The sequence below is a fragment of the Roseateles sp. P1_C1_2 genome, assembly GCF_056406535.1.
Genome location: NZ_JBFUAB010000006.1, coordinates 67604 through 85278 on the forward strand (window position 1 = coordinate 67604; position 17675 = coordinate 85278).

At 68.6% G+C, this 17675-nt stretch carries 18 protein-coding genes; 12 read left to right on the forward strand and 6 right to left on the reverse strand.

What is annotated here, in order from left to right:
• Positions 1-9 precede the first annotated feature (9 nt).
• Complete coding sequence (locus AC1D2H_RS07335) at positions 10-633, forward strand: TIGR00645 family protein (RefSeq protein ID WP_477935059.1); 624 nt, start codon at positions 10-12, stop codon at positions 631-633.
• 1 nt (position 634) lies between these two features.
• Here AC1D2H_RS07335 and fumC read toward each other — a convergent pair whose 3' ends face one another.
• On the reverse strand, positions 635-2020 hold the full coding sequence (gene fumC, locus AC1D2H_RS07340; protein WP_478010468.1) for a class II fumarate hydratase: 1386 nt from the start codon (positions 2018-2020) through the stop codon (positions 635-637).
• A 112-nt stretch (positions 2021-2132) separates the two neighbouring features.
• Here fumC and AC1D2H_RS07345 point away from each other — a divergent pair, with 112 nt between their 5' ends.
• Positions 2133-3674: a fumarate hydratase gene (locus tag AC1D2H_RS07345; RefSeq protein WP_477935063.1), complete on the forward strand. Its 1542-nt coding sequence runs from the start codon at positions 2133-2135 to the stop codon at positions 3672-3674.
• A gap of 3 nt (positions 3675-3677) precedes the next feature.
• Here the strand turns inward: AC1D2H_RS07345 and AC1D2H_RS07350 are convergent, their stop codons facing one another.
• Positions 3678-3959, reverse strand: a complete 282-nt coding sequence (locus tag AC1D2H_RS07350) for a hypothetical protein (RefSeq protein ID WP_478010469.1) — start codon at positions 3957-3959, stop codon at positions 3678-3680.
• A gap of 85 nt (positions 3960-4044) precedes the next feature.
• On the opposite strand from AC1D2H_RS07350, the gene AC1D2H_RS07355 reads away from it, so the two are divergent.
• From AC1D2H_RS07355 to ahr, 4 genes are read left to right on the forward strand one after another with little or no spacing between them, the layout of a single operon-like run.
• The gene (locus tag AC1D2H_RS07355; protein WP_478010470.1) at positions 4045-4506 is read left to right on the forward strand and encodes an N-acetyltransferase family protein; all 462 of its coding nucleotides are present in this window, start codon (positions 4045-4047) and stop codon (positions 4504-4506) included.
• Positions 4493-5194, forward strand: a complete 702-nt coding sequence (locus AC1D2H_RS07360) for a putative signal transducing protein (RefSeq protein ID WP_478010471.1) — start codon at positions 4493-4495, stop codon at positions 5192-5194. The genes AC1D2H_RS07355 and AC1D2H_RS07360 overlap by 14 nt, the downstream gene beginning before the upstream one ends.
• A gap of 40 nt (positions 5195-5234) precedes the next feature.
• Positions 5235-6086 carry a CE1 family esterase gene (locus AC1D2H_RS07365; protein WP_478010472.1) on the forward strand — a complete coding sequence of 284 codons (852 nt, stop codon included), beginning with the start codon at positions 5235-5237 and terminating at the stop codon, positions 6084-6086.
• Positions 6087-6098: 12 nt separating this feature from the next.
• Positions 6099-7115: an NADPH-dependent aldehyde reductase Ahr gene (gene ahr, locus AC1D2H_RS07370; RefSeq protein WP_477935073.1), complete on the forward strand. Its 1017-nt coding sequence runs from the start codon at positions 6099-6101 to the stop codon at positions 7113-7115.
• On the opposite strand, the gene AC1D2H_RS07375 is transcribed toward ahr, so the two are convergent.
• From AC1D2H_RS07375 to AC1D2H_RS07385, 3 genes are all read right to left on the reverse strand, one after another.
• Positions 7082-8116, reverse strand: a complete 1035-nt coding sequence (locus tag AC1D2H_RS07375; RefSeq protein WP_478010473.1) for a PEP-CTERM sorting domain-containing protein — start codon at positions 8114-8116, stop codon at positions 7082-7084. The two genes, ahr and AC1D2H_RS07375, sit on opposite strands and share 34 nt — an antisense overlap.
• An 86-nt stretch (positions 8117-8202) precedes the next feature.
• A complete protein-coding gene (locus AC1D2H_RS07380) occupies positions 8203-9486 on the reverse strand; it encodes a mechanosensitive ion channel family protein (protein ID WP_477935077.1) in 1284 nt (427 codons plus the stop codon).
• Between the two features lie 119 nt (positions 9487-9605).
• Entirely contained in the window at positions 9606-10541 is a 936-nt protein-coding gene (locus AC1D2H_RS07385) for a histone deacetylase family protein (RefSeq protein ID WP_478010474.1), read from the reverse strand.
• Between the two features lie 298 nt (positions 10542-10839).
• On the opposite strand from AC1D2H_RS07385, the gene AC1D2H_RS07390 reads away from it, so the two are divergent.
• Complete coding sequence (locus AC1D2H_RS07390; RefSeq protein WP_478010475.1) at positions 10840-11778, forward strand: AAA family ATPase; 939 nt, start codon at positions 10840-10842, stop codon at positions 11776-11778.
• A gap of 8 nt (positions 11779-11786) precedes the next feature.
• Here the strand turns inward: AC1D2H_RS07390 and AC1D2H_RS07395 are convergent, their stop codons facing one another.
• Positions 11787-12488 carry a FadR/GntR family transcriptional regulator gene (locus AC1D2H_RS07395; protein WP_478010476.1) on the reverse strand — a complete coding sequence of 234 codons (702 nt, stop codon included), beginning with the start codon at positions 12486-12488 and terminating at the stop codon, positions 11787-11789.
• Positions 12489-12588: 100 nt separating this feature from the next.
• Here AC1D2H_RS07395 and AC1D2H_RS07400 point away from each other — a divergent pair, with 100 nt between their 5' ends.
• From AC1D2H_RS07400 to AC1D2H_RS07420, 5 genes are read left to right on the forward strand one after another with little or no spacing between them, the layout of a single operon-like run.
• Complete coding sequence (locus tag AC1D2H_RS07400) at positions 12589-13377, forward strand: SDR family oxidoreductase (protein ID WP_478010477.1); 789 nt, start codon at positions 12589-12591, stop codon at positions 13375-13377.
• Positions 13377-14903 (forward strand): sugar ABC transporter ATP-binding protein, encoded by a 1527-nt coding sequence (locus AC1D2H_RS07405; protein WP_478010478.1) that lies wholly within the window; start codon positions 13377-13379, stop codon positions 14901-14903. The genes AC1D2H_RS07400 and AC1D2H_RS07405 overlap by 1 nt, the downstream gene beginning before the upstream one ends.
• Positions 14900-15871 (forward strand): ABC transporter permease, encoded by a 972-nt coding sequence (locus tag AC1D2H_RS07410; RefSeq protein WP_478010479.1) that lies wholly within the window; start codon positions 14900-14902, stop codon positions 15869-15871. The genes AC1D2H_RS07405 and AC1D2H_RS07410 overlap by 4 nt, the downstream gene beginning before the upstream one ends.
• Positions 15872-15884: 13 nt before the next feature.
• The gene (locus tag AC1D2H_RS07415; protein ID WP_478010481.1) at positions 15885-16811 is read left to right on the forward strand and encodes a substrate-binding domain-containing protein; all 927 of its coding nucleotides are present in this window, start codon (positions 15885-15887) and stop codon (positions 16809-16811) included.
• 9 nt (positions 16812-16820) lie between these two features.
• The gene (locus AC1D2H_RS07420; protein ID WP_478010482.1) at positions 16821-17675 is read left to right on the forward strand and encodes an ureidoglycolate lyase; all 855 of its coding nucleotides are present in this window, start codon (positions 16821-16823) and stop codon (positions 17673-17675) included.

The window sequence follows — 17675 nt, forward strand, 5'->3', positions numbered from 1 at the left end:
AAGGATCCGATGACCGCCCCGCTGCGCCCCCTGCCCCGCCTCATCTTCGCCAGCCGCTGGCTGCAGCTGCCGCTCTACCTCGGGCTGATCCTGGCCCAGGCGGTCTATGTCTACCAGTTCTGGACCGAGCTGGTGCATCTCATCGAGGCGGCCTTCGGTGACCAGCATGCCTTGGAGATCCTGGTCAAGAGCATCGGCTACAAGAGCGCGCCGCTCAAGGATGCCGCCGGCCTGATCGTGGGCTACGAGCCCATCGTCAAGCTCAACGAGACCGTGCTGATGCTGGTCGTCCTCGGGCTGATCGACGTGGTCATGATCTCCAACCTGCTGATCATGGTCATCGTCGGCGGCTACGAGACCTTCGTGTCGCGCATGGACCTCGACGGCCACCCCGACCAGCCCGAGTGGCTGAGCCATGTGAACGCCTCGGTGCTGAAGGTCAAGCTGGCCACGGCCATCATCGGCATCAGCTCCATCCACCTGCTGAAGACCTTCATCAACGCCGACAACTACGCCGAGAAGACGCTGATGTGGCAGACCATCATCCACGTCGCCTTCCTGTTGTCGGCCATGGCCATCGCGATGACGGACCGGCTGCTGCCACAGCCCGCCCACCACGGCGACAAGCACTGAGTCAGCGGCCGACCATCTGACCTGGCACCACCCAGGCGTCGAACTGCTCGGCCGTCACATGGCCGAGCGCCAACGCGGCCTCCCGCAGGCTGCTGCCGTCCTTGTGCGCCTTCTTGGCGATCTGGGCGGCCTTGTCGTAGCCGATGTGGGTGTTGAGCGCCGTCACCAGCATCAGTGAGCGCGCCACCAGCTCGGCGATGCGCGCCTCGTTGGGGGCTATGCCGACGGCGCAATGCCGGTTGAAGCTGGCCATGCCGTCCGCCAGCAGGCGCACGCTCTGCAGGAAGTTGTGGATGACCATGGGACGGAAGACGTTGAGCTCGAAGTTGCCCGACGCGCCGCCAATGTTGATGGCCACGTCATTGCCCATGACCTGGGCGGCCAGCATCGTCACCGCCTCGCTCTGCGTCGGGTTGACCTTGCCCGGCATGATGGACGAACCCGGCTCGTTCTCCGGGATGCTGATCTCGCCGATGCCGCTGCGCGGGCCGCTGGCCAGCCAGCGCACGTCGTTGGCGATCTTGTTCATGCTGGCGGCCAGCGTCTTCAGTGCGCCATGGGCATGGACCAGGGCATCACAAGAAGCCATGGCCTCGAACTTGTTGGGCGCCGTGACGAAGGGATGGCCGGTCAGCCGTGCCAGTTCGGCCGCCACGGCCTCCGCATAGCCCTTGGGCGCATTCAGGCCGGTGCCGACGGCCGTGCCGCCCAGGGCCAGCTCGTGGAGATGCGGCAGCGCCGCCAGCACATGGCGCTCGCCATGGGCCAGTTGCGCCACCCAGCCCGAGATCTCCTGCCCCAGCGTCAGCGGCGTCGCATCCTGCAGATGGGTGCGGCCGATCTTGACGATGCCGTCAAACGCCTCGGCCTTCTGCCGCAGCGTCTCTCGCAAGGCCCGCAGCGGCGGCAGCAGCCGCTCCGTCAGCGCCTGCACGGCGGCCACATGCATGGCGGTCGGGAAGACGTCGTTGCTGCTCTGGCTGCGGTTCACATCGTCGTTGGGGTGCACCAGCCGCCTCTCGCCGCGCTCGCCGCCCAGCAGCTCGCTGGCGCGGTTGGCCAGCACCTCGTTGACGTTCATGTTGGTCTGCGTGCCCGAGCCGGTCTGCCAGACGACGAGGGGGAACTCGTCGACATGCTGACCGCCAATGACCTCATCGGCCGCCGCCACGATGGCCTCGGTCTTCTTCGCGTCCTGCAGGCCCAGCGCCTGGTTCACTACCGCCGACGCCCGCTTCACGCGGGCCAGCGCCCGGATCAGCTCGGGCGCCTGGCGCTCACCCGAGATGTCAAAGTTCTGCAGCGAGCGCTGCGTCTGCGCGCCCCACAGCTTGTCGGCCGGCACCTCGATGGGGCCGAAGGTGTCGCGTTCGAGTCGGGTGGTCATGGGGTTGCCGAAGCGTGAAAACAGAATCACCAGCATAGGCTCGATGAGAACCATTCTCATCAGTAGGGCTTCGATAATGGGAGGGTTTGTCCACCCACCTCCGGACCGCCTCATGAGCACCACGATCCGCCAGCAAGACCTCATCGACAGCGTTGCTGCCGCCCTGCAGTACATCAGCTACTACCACCCGGCCGACTACATCGCCCACCTGGCCCGCGCCTACGAGAGCGAAGCCTCGCCGGCCGCCAAGGACGCGATCGCGCAGATCCTCACCAACAGCCGCATGTGCGCCGAAGGCAAGCGGCCCATCTGCCAGGACACCGGCATCGTCAACGTCTTCCTGAAGATCGGCATGGACGTGCGCTGGGAAGGCTTCAAGGGCAGCATCGAGGACGCCGTCAACGAAGGCGTGCGCCAGGGTTACCTCAACCCCGACAACAAGCTGCGCGCCAGCGTGCTGGACGACCCCATCTTTGCGCGCAAGAACACCAAGGACAACACGCCCGCCGTCGTGCAGATGGAGCTGGTGCCCGGCAACACCGTGGACGTCATCGTCGCGGCCAAGGGCGGCGGCTCGGAGAACAAGAGCAAGGTCTATATGCTCAACCCCAGCGACGACATCGTCGACTGGGTGCTGAAGACCGTTCCAACCATGGGCGCCGGCTGGTGCCCGCCCGGCATGCTGGGCATCGGCGTCGGCGGCACGGCCGAGAAGGCCGCCCTGCTGGCCAAGCAGGCGCTGATGGAAGACATCGACATGTACGAGCTGCTGCAGCGCGGCCCGCAGAACAAGCTCGAGGAAATGCGCATCGAGCTCTACCAGAAGGTCAACGCGCTGGGCATCGGCGCCCAGGGCCTGGGCGGCCTGACGACGGTGCTGGACGTGAAGATCAAGACCTTCCCGACGCATGCGGCCAGCAAGCCCATCGCGATGATCCCGAACTGCGCGGCCACCCGCCATGCGCACTTCGTGCTGGACGGTAGCGGCCCGACCTACCTGGAGCCGCCCAGCCTGGACCTGTGGCCCGACGTGAACTGGGCGCCCGACTACAACAAGAGCAAACGTGTCGACCTGAATGCGCTGACACGCGAAGAGGTGGCCAGCTGGAAGCCGGGCGAGACGCTGCTGCTGAACGGCAAGATGCTGACCGGTCGCGACGCCGCGCACAAGCGCATCCAGGACATGCTGGCCAAGGGTGAGACGCTGCCGGTGGACTTCACCAACCGCGTCATCTACTACGTCGGCCCGGTGGACCCGGTGCGCGACGAGGTCGTCGGCCCGGCGGGCCCGACCACCGCGACGCGCATGGACAAGTTCACCGACATGATGCTGGCCAAGACCGGCCTCATCGCCATGATCGGCAAGGCCGAGCGCGGCCCCGTCGCCATCGAGTCCATCAAGAACCACAAGAGCGCCTACCTGATGGCGGTCGGCGGTTCGGCCTACCTCGTCAGCAAGGCCATCAAGGGCGCCAAGGTGCTGGGCTTCGAGGACATGGGCATGGAAGCCATCTACGAGTTCGACGTGGTGGACATGCCGGTGACCGTGGCGGTGGACGCCAATGGCACCAGCGCCCACATCACCGGCCCGGCCGAGTGGAAGCAGCGCATCGCCTCCGGCAAGGCCGTGGCGATCCCGGTCGCTGCGGGCTGAGGCCTAGCGCTTCGGAGGCGGGCCCGACGCACCCGGCGGCGGGGGCGGCGGCGCATCCTTGGGCCGACAGGCCAGCGGCCGGCCCTCGGGCGCCCAGCAGCTGCCCTTCATCGTGCGGCTCTCGTGCGCGAAGCTGCAGTCCGCGCCGGCCTTGGCCGTCTTGCAGGCGGCCAGCGCCTCAGGCGGCGGGCCGCGGTGTTCGCCACCCGGCGGCGGGCCGCCCTGGGGCTGGGCGCCCGCGGCGGCAGCGACGAAAAGAAGGCTTAAACACAGGCGGGTCTTCATGAGCGTCATTCGTGGGGAGGGGTGAGGTGCATCTTGCCGCCAGATCGTGAATGCAATGTATGCATCGCCTCCACAATGCTTCACGATGCCTATCCAAATCCGCCCCCTCCAACCTTCTGATCGCAGCGACTGGCAACCCCTCTGGGACGGCTACAACGCCTTCTACGGCCGCGCCGGTGAAACCGCCCTGCCCGCCCAGGTCACCGAAACGACCTGGGCACGCTTCTTCGACGCCACCGAGCCGGTGCACGCCTTCGTGGCCGTCGACGAAGACGGCCGCCTGCTCGGCCTCACGCATTACCTCTACCACCGCAGCACGACGCGCATCGAGCTGACCTGCTATCTGCAGGACCTCTTCACCACGCCCGAGGCCCGTGGCCGTGGCGTCGGCCGCGCGCTGATCGAGGCCGTCTACGCGGCGGCCCGCGAGGCCGGCGTGAAGCGCGTCTACTGGCAGACCCACACCACCAACGCCGCCGGCCGCGCGCTGTACGACAAGGTCGCGCAACACCTGGGCTTCATCGTCTACGGCCATGACGTCGCCTGACATCCCGGCGCCGGAGGGCGACTTCCATCCCGTCGCGAGCTGCTCGACGCCGACCGAGGCGCATCTGCTGAAAGGCGTGCTGGAGTCGGCCGGCCTGGACGCCGTCACCACCGACGGCCATTTGCTGCAGGCCTACGACTGGCTGACGCCCRCCGTGGGTGGCGTGCGCGTGCTGGTGCCGGCGGCCCAGGTCGCCGCGGCCAACGAGGCCCTGGCGGCCTACCGCGCGGGCGACTACGAGCTGCCGGGCGAAGACGCGACGCCGCGGTCCGCCACCGAGACGCTCGCCGCGCCCATCTTCAGCCCCGACATCGCCGCGCTGCTGAGCTTCTTCGTCGTGACGCCCGCCTTCGGTGCCGGTGTGCAGCTGCTGAACGCACGCGCCCTGCAAGGCCGCGCAGCCGGCGCCTTGACCTGGGCCTGGTTCGGCCTGCTGGCCGCGGCCACCTTGACGACCATGGTCGCCGTCGCGCGCTGGCCCGACGGGCCCCTCAACCCCGCTGGCGTGGCGCTCGTCACGTCGCTGCTGACGGCGGTCTGGTATCTGACGGCCGGCCAGCCCCAGAGTCGCGCGGTGCTGCAGCGCTACGGTCCAGCCTACCCGCGCCGCAGCCTCGTGCCGCTGGCGCTGGGCGCGGTGGCCGCGCAATTCGTGCTGGGCTTCTTCATCTCCGCCTGGCTGCAGTAGACGGCGGCTTTATGCTGGCCTCCCCTCGGAGGACTCTCACGTGCGCCTGTTCCCATTTGCCGCCGTCCTGGCGCTGCTGTGCACCCTGTCGCCGCTCGCCCAGGCGCAGGCCGTCGCCTGCTCGCTGATGCCGGTCGCCGGTGAGATGCGCGAACTGACGTCGGGCGGCCGCACGCGTACCTACCGGCTGTTCGTCCCTCCCGCCGTCGCGGGCCGCACGCAGGTGCCGCTGGTCTTCGACCTGCATGGCACCGGCGGCAAGACTGCCGGTCGTGCCAGGGAAAGCGGCTTCGAGGCCCTGGCCGCCCGCGAAGGCTTTGCCGTCGCCACGCTGCAGGCCGAGGATTCGCGCTGGAACGTGCCGGTGGCCAGCTTCCGGGCCGACGATGTGCAATACGTGTCCGACGTCATCGACCACGTCGCCGCCCAGGTCTGCATCGACGCCAAGCGGGTCTATTCGACCGGCTTCTCCGGCGGCGGGCGCATGTCCTCGCTGCTGGGCTGCCGGCTCAACCACCGCATCGCGGCCATCGCACCGGTGGGCGGGCTGCGCTGGCTGGGCCCCTGCCCGGGGCGCGCCGTGCCCGTGCTGACCGTGCACGGCCTGGCCGACCTGACCAACCCCTACGAAGGCCACGGCGACCGCGGCCCCGAATGGGTCGAAAGCGTGCCCGAAGCCCTGGCCGGCTGGGCGGCCCACAACCGTTGCCAACCCAAGCTCGTGCAGGATGCCCAGCCCGGGCCGCTGCAGACGGTCCGCTACGCTGGCTGCACCGGCGACGCCGAGGTCAGGTTGCTGCGCATCGACGGCATGGGCCACATCTGGCCCCGTACCGAGGTCGATGCGACCGCCGTGATCTGGCAGTTCTTCAAGGCCCACCCGCTGCAATAAAAGGAGACCCGCATGTCCAACATCCGCGCCTACGCCGCCCTTTCCCCCGGCGGCGCCCTGCAGCCCTTCGACTACGACCCCGGCCCGCTGGGCGACGAGGAGGTCGAGATCACGGTCGAGCACTGCGGCATCTGCCACTCCGACCTCGCCATGATCGACAGCGAGTGGTTCCCGGCCGCCTATCCCGTCGTGCCCGGCCACGAGGTCGTCGGCCGCATCACGGCCCTGGGCGCCCATGCCAAGGGCCGCCAGATCGGCCAGCGCGTCGGCGTGGGTTGGCATGCCAGCAGCTGCACGCACTGCAATTTCTGCCTCGGCGGTGAGCAGCACCTGTGCGGCAAGCGCCAGCCGACGCTGATCGGCCGGCACGGTGGCTTCGCCGACCGGCTGCGTTCGCACTGGAGCTGGGCCGTGCCCCTGCCCGACGCGCTGGACCCCGCCGCGGCCGGCCCGCTGATGTGCGGCGGCGGCACCGTCTTCCTGCCTTTCGTGCTGCACGCCATCAAGCCGACCGACCGCGTCGGCGTCGTCGGCATCGGCGGCCTCGGTCACCTGGCCGTCAAGTTCGCGCGCGCCTGGGGCTGCGAGGTGACGGCCTTCACGTCCAGTGCCTCCAAGCGCGACGAGGCGCTGGCCCTGGGCGCTCACAAGACGCTGTCCAGCGTCGACAAGGCCGAACTGAAGGCCGCCGCCGGCAGCCTGGACTTCCTGCTCATCACCGTCGGCGCCGCGCTGAACTGGGATGCGCTGCTGGCCACGCTGGCACCCAAGGGCCGCATGCACCTGGTGGGCGTCGTCACCGACGCGATGAACCTGAAGAGCGGCGGCCTGCTGAGCTGGCAGAAGAGCCTGTCGGCGTCACCGACGCCGCCGCCTTCGGTCCTCAGGACCATGCTGGAGTTCTCCGCGCGGCACCAGATCCTGCCGCAGGTGGAGCGCTTCGCGATGAGCCGCGTCAACGACGCCCTCGATCACCTGCGCTCCGGCAAGGCGCGCTACCGGGTCGTGCTGGACGCCGACTTCCGCTGAGCGCGGCGCAGGCCGAACAGCGCGCTGAGCGCCAGGCCGGTCAGCGCCAGCGAGGCCGGCTCGGGCACGTTGCCGGCGTTGATGATGATGGGCGCGGCCAGCGCGGCCGCCGCCGTGAAATCGCTGAGGTCGGCAACGAAGGCGCCGGCCGCGTCCTTTTCACCGAGAGTGCTCGTGAAGGTGTGGGTGGCGTCGAGCTCGCCGCCGAAACGCGCCCACAGGCCCAGATAGCTCTCGATGAAATAGTAGCGGCCGGTCTCGACGGTGAAGTCGATGTCGGTCGCCGTGCCCGAGGCCGTGATGCCCAGGTTCTCCACCTGGCCTTCGAGGCGGAAGTCCGCGCGGCCGGACGCCTGGCTCCAGAAGCCGCTGCTCTGCGGATCGAAGCCGAAGCCGGTGTCAGGGTCGAAATCGAAGGTCGAGGCCAGCAGCGAGAACACCGTCACCCGCGTCTTGGCGTAGACGGAGGCGTTGGTGGTGCCGAGGTCGGCATCGCCCGGCAGGTCGAGGATGGGCGTGGGTGCGACATTGGAGCTGAAGTCCAGCACGTTGTGCACGCTGCGCACTTCGCTGCCGGGGCCCGTGTACTGGAAGCTCTGCAGGCCCAGCGAGTGGCCGGACACACGCGCGTACTCGCCGGCGAAGGCACCCTGCTTGAGCAGCAGCACGCCGGCCGCACCGGAGGCGTCGATGGAGGAGCGGGTTGCCTGGCCGCCATGCATGCCGATGGGGTTGGTGGCAGCTGTCGCGGCCGCCGTGCCGCCGATGGCCATCTGCGAGTTCTGCTCGATGATGGGCCGGAAGATGGGGTTGCCGGCACCGTCCAGGGCGGCCTCGCAGCGGTCGGGCGTGACGCTGCCGGCGGCCTGGGCGGCCGGGCTGCGGCAGTCGCGCACATAGGTCGCCGCAAAAGCCCCGTTGGAGATGGCCGTCGGTACCGCGCTGGCGCCGGTCGCGGCGGTGGCGAGGAGAAGGCAGAAAGCGGTGGGGGTGAGACGCATGGACAGTTCTCCCTGGCTGAACTGCAGCGATTGTGCTGAGCCGGCGCGCGGGGTCACCCTCAAGTTGCGCGCCGGGAAAACCCGCGCTAGGGCGCTGTGTCGGGCGCCGACTTCGGTTGCCGCTGCACCTGCTGCGGGTAGGGAATGTCCACACCCAGGCGCTGCAGCGTGTGCAGCACGGCCAGGTTCACGTCCGAGCGCACGCCGCCGCTGCCGTTCTCGGGGTCCATGATCCAGAAGAACACGCTGAGCTCGATGCCGCTGTCGGCAAAGCGGCTCAGCTGCACCGAGGGACCCGGGTCGCTGAGGACCCGCGGCACCTCGACGACGGCGGCGGCCAACGCCTTCATGACGGCATCGACGTCGCAGTCGTAATCGACCTGCACCATCGTCGACAGCAGCACCCGCGGGTCGGCCAGCGACGAGTTCTCGACCCGCTGCGTGATCAGGATCTCGTTGGGCACGATGGCTTCCTTGCCGCCCAGCGACCGGATCACCGTGTAGCGCGTCTTGATGTCCGTCACGCGGCCCTCGAAGCCGTCGACCTTGACCATGTCGCCGATACGCAAGCTGCGCTCGGCCAGGATGACAAAGCCGCTCACATAGTTGGCCGCCAGCTTCTGCAGGCCAAAACCCAGGCCCACGCCCAGCGCGCCGCCGAGCACGCCCAAAGCGGTCAGGTCGATGCCCGCCGCCGACAGCGCGAACAGCAGGCCGATGAAGAGCAGCAGCGAGCGGATCGCGTTGGACGCGATCTTGCGCATGGACAGGTCCAGCGACTCGCGGCGCAGCAGCTGGGCCTCGATGGCCGACGAGATCCACAACGCCAGCACCAGCACCAGCGTCGCCGTCAGCCCGCCTTCGATGAGGTTGCGCAGCGTCAGCTTGACGGTGCCGAACTTCCAGCCGATGTCGTCCAGCTCGTCCATCAACACGGGCCACAGGCCGGTGATCCACAGCACCGCGCCTATCCAGACCAGCCAGGAGCCCAGTTTTTCCAGGGCCTTGAAGGCCGTCGAGTTGGGCCAGGCGGCGCGCAGCACGCGGGCGATGAAGCGGATGGCGGCCAGCGACACCAGCACCGGCAACACCAGCTTGAACAGGGCCGGCGTCAGCCCATACAGCGGCAGCAGGCGGCGCGCGCCAAAGGCCAGGGCCAGGGCCAGCAGCGGGAAGAGCGCACCGTCGATGACGCGGTCGCCGAACAGCACGCTGTTGTCGCGCCTGGCCACCGCCCGTGACAGCGCCCAGCTCAGCAGCCCGGCCAGGGCCAGGCAGCCCAGCAGCAAGGCCCATTCGGCGAGCGCATCGGCGCTGAAGACACGGGTCAGTAAGGCCTGGAGCTCGGCCAGGCTGAGAGGTTGATGCATGGAATTTCTAGTCAGTTGGGGACAGAGCTGCTCGCCTCGCTCGGGCGGTCTGTCCCGCAAGGTTTAGTCAGTTGGGGACAGAGCGGCTCGCTTCGCTCGCTCGGTCTGTCCCGCAAGGTTTACAGATCGGCCAGCACGCGCAGATGGACACCCACACTGCGCGCCAGGGCATGAAGGTTATAGCCACCTTCCAGAACCGACACGATGCGGCCCTGGGCATGGCGCTCGGCGACGGCCTTGATCTTGAGGGTCAGCCATTCGTAGTCGGCCTCGACAAGGCCGAGCTGGCCCAACTCGTCGTCCCGGTGGGCGTCGAAGCCAGCCGAGATGAAGATCATCTGGGGCTTGAAGCGCTCCAGCGCCGGCAGCCACATGGCCTCGACGATCTCGCGCACCTCGCCGCCGCGTGTGTAGGCCGGCAGCGGCACGTTGACCATGTTGGTGCCCTTGGGGACCGCGCCGCTGTACGGGTAGAGCGGGTGCTGGAACAGGCTGACCATCAGCACGCGGTCGTCGCCGGCAATGATGTCCTCGGTGCCGTTGCCGTGGTGGACGTCGAAGTCGACGATGGCGACGCGCTTCAGCCCTTTGACGTCCAGCGCATAGCGGGCCGCGATGGCCACGTTGTTGAAGAAGCAGAAGCCCATGCTCTGGTCACGCGTGGCGTGGTGGCCCGGCGGGCGCACCGAGCAGAAGGCGTTGTCGGCGCGGCCGTCGATGACGAGGTCGGTGGCCTGCACGGCAGCCCCCGCGGCATGCAGGGCGGCGGCCCAGGTGTGGGCATTGGCCGAGGTGTCGGGGTCGACGGCGCAGCGCTCGCCCTTCTCGGCGCAGTCGCGCAGCAGGGTGCCGATCTCGGTCACATAGCCGTGGGTGTGGGCCAGCTCCACGTCCTTCAGGTCGACGGGCTGGGCGTCGAAATACTCCAGCGCCTGGCCCAGACCCGAGGCGATCAGCCAGTCGTCGATGGCGGCCAGCCGCTCCGGGCATTCGGGGTGGCCTTCGCCCATGTCGTGGCGGCGGCACTCAGGCGGGTTGAAATAAGCGGTAGGCATAAGGGCCTGTTAACACTACGGGAAGCGGTGCGAGAGGGTCTGCGCGGGTACAGGGCTAGGCGTCGCGCTGAAGCCCGGGCTGGGTGCCCGGGCAAGGCGCGCAACGACGCCATGCGCCCGCGCAGATCCTCTCCCGAAGGGTTGTCACTCAAAAGCCCGCGCGCAGCGTTGCGAAGCCTCGCTGGGGATGACCCCAGCTTCGATTCGCGCCTTGCTCGCGGGCTTTTGAGTGGCAACGCATCCGATTCCCGTAGTGTTAACAGGCCCTGACTGCTGTCTCTTGCTATGGTCCAGCCTCATGACGCAAGCTCCATCACGTACGCTGGCAGCGCAACTGCTGGCACTGCAAAACCAGATTAGCACGGTCATCAAGGGCAAGCCGGCCCAGATCGCCGATTCCCTGGCCTGCCTGATCGCCGGCGGCCACCTGCTGATCGAGGACCTGCCCGGCGTCGGCAAGACGACGCTGGCCCATGCCCTGGCCATCTCCCTGGGCCTGAAGTTCTCGCGCCTGCAGTTCACCGCCGACCTGCTGCCCAGCGACCTGCTGGGCGTGTCCGTCTACGAACGCGAGAAAAACGGCTTCGCCTTCCACCCCGGCCCGGTGTTCGCCCAGGTGCTGCTGGCCGACGAGATCAACCGCGCCGGCCCCAAGACCCAGAGTGCGCTGCTGGAGGCCATGGAAGAGCACCAGGTCAGCATCGAGGGCATCAGCCACCCGCTGCCCGAGCCCTTCTTCGTCATCGCGACGCAGAACCCCAGCGAGCAGCTCGGCACCTTCCCGCTGCCCGAGTCGCAGTTGGACCGCTTCTTGATGTGCATTTCGCTGGGCTACCCCGACGCCGCCGCCGAGCGCGAGCTGCTGACCGGCCAGGACAGCCGCGAGCAGCTGCGGTCGCTGGGCGCCCTCATGACGCCAGCCGAGCTGCTGCAGGCGCAAGCCGCCGTGAAGGCCATCCACGCCGCGCCGCCACTGCTGGACTATCTGCAGGCGCTGATAGCCGCAACACGCTCGGGCCAGTGGTTCGTCGAAGGCCTGTCGCCACGCGCGGGTCTGGCCGTGCTGCGCGCTTCGCGGGCCCGGGCCTTGCTGCAGGGGCGGGACTATGTGTCGCCCGACGACATCCAGGCCATCCTGCCGCAGACCATTGCGCACCGGCTGCAGCCGCGGGCCGGCGCCGGTCGTGGCGCGCGTGAGCAGGTGCGAGCCATGATTGAGGCCGTCCCCCTGCCCTGAGCCACCGCCTAGCTCGACGCGAGCCGGTTGCCGGCCCAGCGCTCCTGCGCCGCCAGCAAATGTGCACGCATCGCCGTCTGCGCGGCCAGCGGGTCGTGGTTGGCCAGCGCCTGCAGGATGCGCTCGTGCTCGACCAGCGCGTCCTGCCAGTTGTGCTGGGTGTCGGTCAGCGCACTGAGCTGCAGTGACATCGGGCTGTAGCGCCCGTTGAAGAGCTCGCCCACCAATCGCTCCACCACCGAGTTGCCCGCCAGTGCCGCAACGGCCAGATGAAAGCGCCGGTCCGCGTCCAGCGCCGGCCGGCCGGCGGCCATGGCCTCGCGCATTGCGTCCAGCGCCTCCCGCACCGCCGCCAAGCCCTCCTGCGTGGCGCGCGCGCAGGCCTGGGGCATCAGCCCGCCTTCGAGCACCACCCGGGCCTGCATCAGCTCCAGCGGGCTCTCGCCCAGGCCAGCCGTCGCAGCGGAGTCACCGCTGCCGCGCACATAGATGCCGGCGCCCATGCGCACCTCCACGCAGCCGGCGATCTCCAGCGCCACCAGCGCCTCGCGCACCGACGGCCGCGACACGCCAAGCTGCTGAGCCAGCTCGCGCTCCGGCGGCAGCCGGCTGCCGATGCCGAAGCGCCCCTGACGGATCAGCTCGCGAAGTTGATCGGCGATCTGGTGATAGAGGCGACGGCTGTCTGCCGGCTTGAGCTGTTCGAGCATGCGGCGATTTTGGCCTTATTGGCCTTACCAACTCATAGAATTAGGCCTAATCGGGTTAATACGGTAAGGCCAATTCGGGCTTAAACCCTAAACTGACCGGGTGACAACGCTGACATTGCCTCCACCCGCCAGCCTCGCCGGCAAGACCGTCCTCATCACCGCCGCCGCCCAGGGCATTGGTCGGGCCAGTGCGCTGGCCTGCCTGGCGGCGGGTGCCGACGTCATCGCGACCGACATCCAGACCGACAGCCTGCAGACGCTGGTGGCAGAAGCCGGCTCCGGCGCCCGCCTGCGCACCGCGCGGCTGGACGTGTGCGACACGGCCGCCGTCAACGCGCTGGCCGCCGAGTTGCCGCCGCTGCAAGGCCTCTTCAACTGTGCCGGCTTTGTGCACCACGGCAGCGTGCTGGACTGCGACGAGGCCGCATGGGACTTCAGCATGGACCTCAATGTGAAGAGCATGCTGCGCACGCTGCGCGCCTTCCTGCCCGGCATGCTGGCTGAAGCCGCGCGCACCGGCGCCGGGGCCGCGGTGCTGAACATGGCGTCGATGGCATCGTCGATCAAAGGCTTCCCGAACCGCTTTGCCTACTGCACGACCAAGGCCGCCGTCATCGGCCTGACCAAGTCGGTCGCGGCCGACTTCGTCAAGCAGGGCCTGCGCTGTAATGCGCTGTGCCCCGGCACGGTGGACACGCCGTCACTGCGCGGCCGCATCGCCGCCGCGGCCGACCCGGTGCAGGCCGAGAAGGACTTCATCGCCCGCCAGCCCATGGGGCGGCTGGCCACGGTGGACGACATCGCGCCGCTGGTGGTCTTCCTGCTCAGCGATGCCTCGCGCTTCATCACCGGGCAGGCCGTTTCCGTGGATGGCGGTGTGACGATCTGATGCCGGTGGACGCGCACCAGCGAAGCGAGAGCACGCTGCTCCAGGCCTGTGGGCTGTCCAAAGCCTTCGGCGGCGTCACCGTGCTGCAAGACATCTCCTTCGACGTGAAGCCCGGCGAGGTCCACGCGCTGATGGGCGAGAACGGCGCGGGCAAGTCCACACTGATGAAGATCCTGGCCGGCGTGCACAGGGCCGACGCGGGCGAGGTGCTGCTTGACGGCCAGCCCGTGCGCCCGAGCAGCCCGCGCGAGGCGCAGGACCTCGGCATTGCGCTCATTCACCAGGAGCTGCAGCTGATGCCCGACCTCAGCGCGGCCGCCAATGTCTTCATCGGCCGCGAGCGCAAGCACGCCGGCTGGCTGCTGGACCATGCCCGCCAGCTCGCCGACACACAGGTGATCTTCGAGCGCCTGGGCCTCGCGCTGGACCCGCGCCGTGCCGTGGGCACCCTGAGCGTCGCCCAGCAGCAGATGGTCGAGATCGCCAAAGCGCTGTCGCTGAACGCCCGCGTCCTCATCCTGGACGAGCCCACGGCCGCGCTGAACCCGGCCGAGGTGGAGGAGCTGTTCCGCGTCGTGCGCCAACTGCGCGCTGACGGCGTGGGCATCGTCTACACCTCGCACAAGATGGACGAGCTGCGGCGCATCGCCGACCGTGTAACCGTGTTGCGCGATGGCCGGCACATCGCCACACTCAGCATGCACTGCGCGGACATGGACGAGCTCATCCATCTGATGGTGGGACGCGAGCTGCTCCAGACGGCGCACGCTGCCCCAGACCTGAGCGCCGCGCGCATCGTGCTGGAAGCGAAACGCCTCAGCCGTGGCCGCGCCGTGCGTGATGCGTCGTTCACGCTGCGCCGTGGCGAGATCCTGGGTCTCGCCGGCCTGATGGGCGCCGGCCGCACGGAGCTGGCCCGCCTCGTCTTCGGCGCGGACCGCCGTCACGGTGGCGAGCTGTTCGTGCACGGCAAACCGGCCGACATCCGCAGCCCCGCCGACGCGGTGCGGTTCGGCATCGCCTACCTGTCCGAAGACCGCAAGGGCCTGGGCCTGGCGACCGGGCTGGACGTGGAAGCCAACCTGCTGCTGCCCAGCCTGGCCCGCTTCACCGGTAAGCTGGGCCAGATCGACCGCCGCGCCGGCCAGACCGCCGCGCAGGACTTCGTGCAGCGCCTGGGTATCAAGACACCGTCGCTCGACCAGACCGTGGCGCGCCTGTCTGGCGGCAACCAACAGAAGATTGCGCTCGCCAAATGGCTGCTGCGCGACTGCGACATCCTCATCGTCGACGAGCCCACGCGTGGCATCGACGTCGGCGCCAAGGCCGAGATCCACCGCCTGCTGCGCGAACTGGCCGCGGCGGGCAAGAGTCTGATCGTCATCTCCTCCGAGCTGCCCGAGCTGCTGGGTCTGGCCCACCGCATCCTCGTCATGTGCGAGGGCCGCATCAACGGCGAACTGAGCGCGGTCGGCGCCACCCAGGAAGCGCTGATGGCGCTGGCCACGACAAGACAAGCCGCATGACCCGCCTGCCCTTTTCGCCCGCCGCGCTGCAAAGGCTGCTCGCCTTCGCCGGCCTTGTCATGCTGATGCTCGTCTTCAGCATCGCGTCGGACAATTTCCTGCAGACCGACAACCTCGTCAGCATCCTGCAGGCCACGGCCGTCAACGGCGTGCTGGCCATCGCCTGCACCCTGGTCATCGTCAGCGGCGGCATCGACCTGTCGGTGGGCTGCCTGATGACTTTCTGCGCCGTCGTCACCGGCGTCGTGCTGACGAACTGGGGCATGCCGCTGCCGCTGGGCATCCTTGCGGCCATCGCCTGCGGCGCCGCGTGTGGTGGCCTGTCCGGCTGGCTGGTCGCGCAACTGCGCGTGCCGCCCTTCATCGCCACGCTGGGCATGATGATGCTGCTCAAGGGCCTGGCCCTCGTCATCTCGGGCAGCAAGCCCATCTACTTCCTGGATACGCCGGGCTTTGACGCGATCGCACAGGATTCGCTGCTGGGCAGCGTGCTGCCCGCACTGCCGATTCCCAACTCCGTGCTCATCCTCTTCGCCGTCGCCATCGGCGCCAGCTGGCTGCTGGGCCAGACGCTGTTCGGCCGCTATGCCTTTGCCCTCGGCAGCAACGAGGAGGCCGCGCGCCTGTCGGGCCTGCAGGTCAAGCGTTGGAAGGTCGCCGTCTACGCGGCCGGCGGCGCCATCTGCGGCATCGCCGGGCTGCTGATCGCCTCGCGGCTCAACTCGGCGCAGCCGGCGCTGGGCCAGGGTTACGAGCTGGACGCCATCGCCGCCGTCGTCATCGGCGGCACCTCGCTGGTCGGCGGCCGTGGCTCGGTGCTGGGCACGCTGATCGGCGCCTTCATCATGAGCGTGCTGGCCAACGGCCTGCGCATCCTCAATGTGCCCCAGGAATGGCAGACGGCAGTGACGGGCGTGATCATCGTGCTCGCCGTCTATGTCGACATCCTGCGCCGCGGCAAAGACTAGAACGGAGACACACATGAAACGCCGCCTGCTTCTATTGACTGCGCTGCTCGCCGCCACTGCACAGGCACAGACCACCGTCTACATCCCCCTCATCTCCAAAGGCTTCCAGCACCAGTTCTGGCAGGCCGTGAAGGCGGGTGCCGAGCAGGCGGCCAAGGACTACAAGGTGCGCGTCACCTTCGAGGGCCCCGAGAGCGAGGCGATGGTGGACAAGCAGATCGACATGCTGGCCGCGGCGCTGGCCAAGAAGCCGCAGGCCATCGCCATCGCGGCGCTGGACAGCAAGGCCGCCATTCCGTTGCTGCGCAAGGCCCAGGCGGCCAAGATCCCCGTCATCGCCTTCGACTCGGGCGTGGACAGCGACATTCCGCTGACGACGGCGTCGACCGACAACCGCGCGGCTGCGGCCCTGGCCGCCGACAAGCTCGCGGCGCTCATCGGCGACGAGGGCGAAGTGGCCGTCGTGGGCCATGACCAGACCAGTCGCACGGGCATCGAGCGCGTCGAGGGCTTCGTGAACCGACTGAAGGCTGCTCACCCCAAGGTGCGCGTCGTGACCGTGCAATACGGCGGCGGCGACCACCTCAAGTCCACCGAGGTCGCCAAGTCCATCCTCCAGGGCAACCCCAAGCTGAAGGCGCTGTTCGGCACCAACGAGGGCTCGGCCATCGGCGTCGTCAATGCTGTGCGTGAGATGAAGCGCAGCGGCGTCGTGGTCGTCGGCTTCGATTCCGGCAAGCAGCAGAAGGACGCCATCGCCAGCGGCGCCCTGGCCGGCGCCATCACGCAGAACCCCGTCGGCATCGGCTACCGCACTGTCGAGGCCGCCGTGAAGGCACTCAAGGGCGAGGCCCTGCCCAAGACCCTCGATACCGGCTACTACTGGTACGACAAGACCAACCTGCGCGATCCCAAGATCGCCGCCGTCCTCTACGACTAAGGAACGACCATGAAGCTCCTCCGCTACGGCCCCTCGGGCCAAGAACGCCCCGGCCTGCTCGACGCTGACGGCCGCGTGCGCGACCTATCCGCGCTTGTCGACGACATTGCCGGTGACGTGATCACGCCCGCCGGCCTTGAGCGCCTGCGCGGCATCGACATCAACACGCTGCCGCTCGTCGAAGGCACGCCCCAACTAGACCTGCGCGTCGGCCCCTGCGTCGGCCGCGTCGGTAAATTCATCTGCATCGGCCTGAACTACGCCGACCACGCCGCCGAGTCGGGCCTGCCCGTGCCGACCGAGCCGGTCGTCTTCGCCAAATGGACCAGCGCCATCTGCGGCCCCGACGACAACGTGCAGATCCCGCGCGGTTCGGTCAAGACGGACTGGGAGGTGGAGCTGGGCGTCGTCATCGGCGAAGGCGGCCGCTACATCGAGGAGGCCGACGCGATGAAGCATGTGGCCGGCTACTGCGTCGTCAACGACGTGTCCGAGCGTGAATGGCAGCTGGAGCGCGGCACGCAATGGGACAAGGGCAAGGGCTGCGACACCTTCGGCCCCATCGGCCCCTGGCTGGTCACGGCCGACGAGGTGGCCGACCCGCAGCAGCTCGACCTCTGGCTGGAGATCGACGGCCGGCGCTTCCAGAACGGCAACACGCGCACCATGGTGTTCAACGTCGCGCAGATCGTCAGCTACCTCAGCAGGTTCATGAGCCTGCAGCCCGGCGACGTCATCTCCACCGGCACACCGCCCGGCGTGGGCCTGGGTCAGAAGCCGCCGCTCTACCTGAAGCCCGGGCAGACGATGACGCTCGGCATCCAGGGGCTCGGCGTGCAGACCCAGAAGACCGTCGCCGCCTGA

Coding starts and splice junctions, on each gene's coding strand:
- AC1D2H_RS07335 (WP_477935059.1), top strand. CDS start 10: ATGACCGCCCCGCTGCGCCCCCTGCCCCGCCTCATCTTCGCCAGCCGC.
- AC1D2H_RS07375 (WP_478010473.1), bottom strand. CDS start 8,116: ATGCGTCTCACCCCCACCGCTTTCTGCCTTCTCCTCGCCACCGCCGCG.
- AC1D2H_RS07415 (WP_478010481.1), top strand. CDS start 15,885: ATGAAACGCCGCCTGCTTCTATTGACTGCGCTGCTCGCCGCCACTGCA.
- AC1D2H_RS07355 (WP_478010470.1), top strand. CDS start 4,045: ATGCCTATCCAAATCCGCCCCCTCCAACCTTCTGATCGCAGCGACTGG.
- AC1D2H_RS07420 (WP_478010482.1), top strand. CDS start 16,821: ATGAAGCTCCTCCGCTACGGCCCCTCGGGCCAAGAACGCCCCGGCCTG.
- fumC (WP_478010468.1), bottom strand. CDS start 2,020: ATGACCACCCGACTCGAACGCGACACCTTCGGCCCCATCGAGGTGCCG.
- AC1D2H_RS07395 (WP_478010476.1), bottom strand. CDS start 12,488: ATGCTCGAACAGCTCAAGCCGGCAGACAGCCGTCGCCTCTATCACCAG.
- AC1D2H_RS07385 (WP_478010474.1), bottom strand. CDS start 10,541: ATGCCTACCGCTTATTTCAACCCGCCTGAGTGCCGCCGCCACGACATG.
- AC1D2H_RS07345 (WP_477935063.1), top strand. CDS start 2,133: ATGAGCACCACGATCCGCCAGCAAGACCTCATCGACAGCGTTGCTGCC.
- AC1D2H_RS07405 (WP_478010478.1), top strand. CDS start 13,377: ATGCCGGTGGACGCGCACCAGCGAAGCGAGAGCACGCTGCTCCAGGCC.
- AC1D2H_RS07390 (WP_478010475.1), top strand. CDS start 10,840: ATGACGCAAGCTCCATCACGTACGCTGGCAGCGCAACTGCTGGCACTG.
- ahr (WP_477935073.1), top strand. CDS start 6,099: ATGTCCAACATCCGCGCCTACGCCGCCCTTTCCCCCGGCGGCGCCCTG.
- AC1D2H_RS07350 (WP_478010469.1), bottom strand. CDS start 3,959: ATGAAGACCCGCCTGTGTTTAAGCCTTCTTTTCGTCGCTGCCGCCGCG.
- AC1D2H_RS07410 (WP_478010479.1), top strand. CDS start 14,900: ATGACCCGCCTGCCCTTTTCGCCCGCCGCGCTGCAAAGGCTGCTCGCC.
- AC1D2H_RS07380 (WP_477935077.1), bottom strand. CDS start 9,486: ATGCATCAACCTCTCAGCCTGGCCGAGCTCCAGGCCTTACTGACCCGT.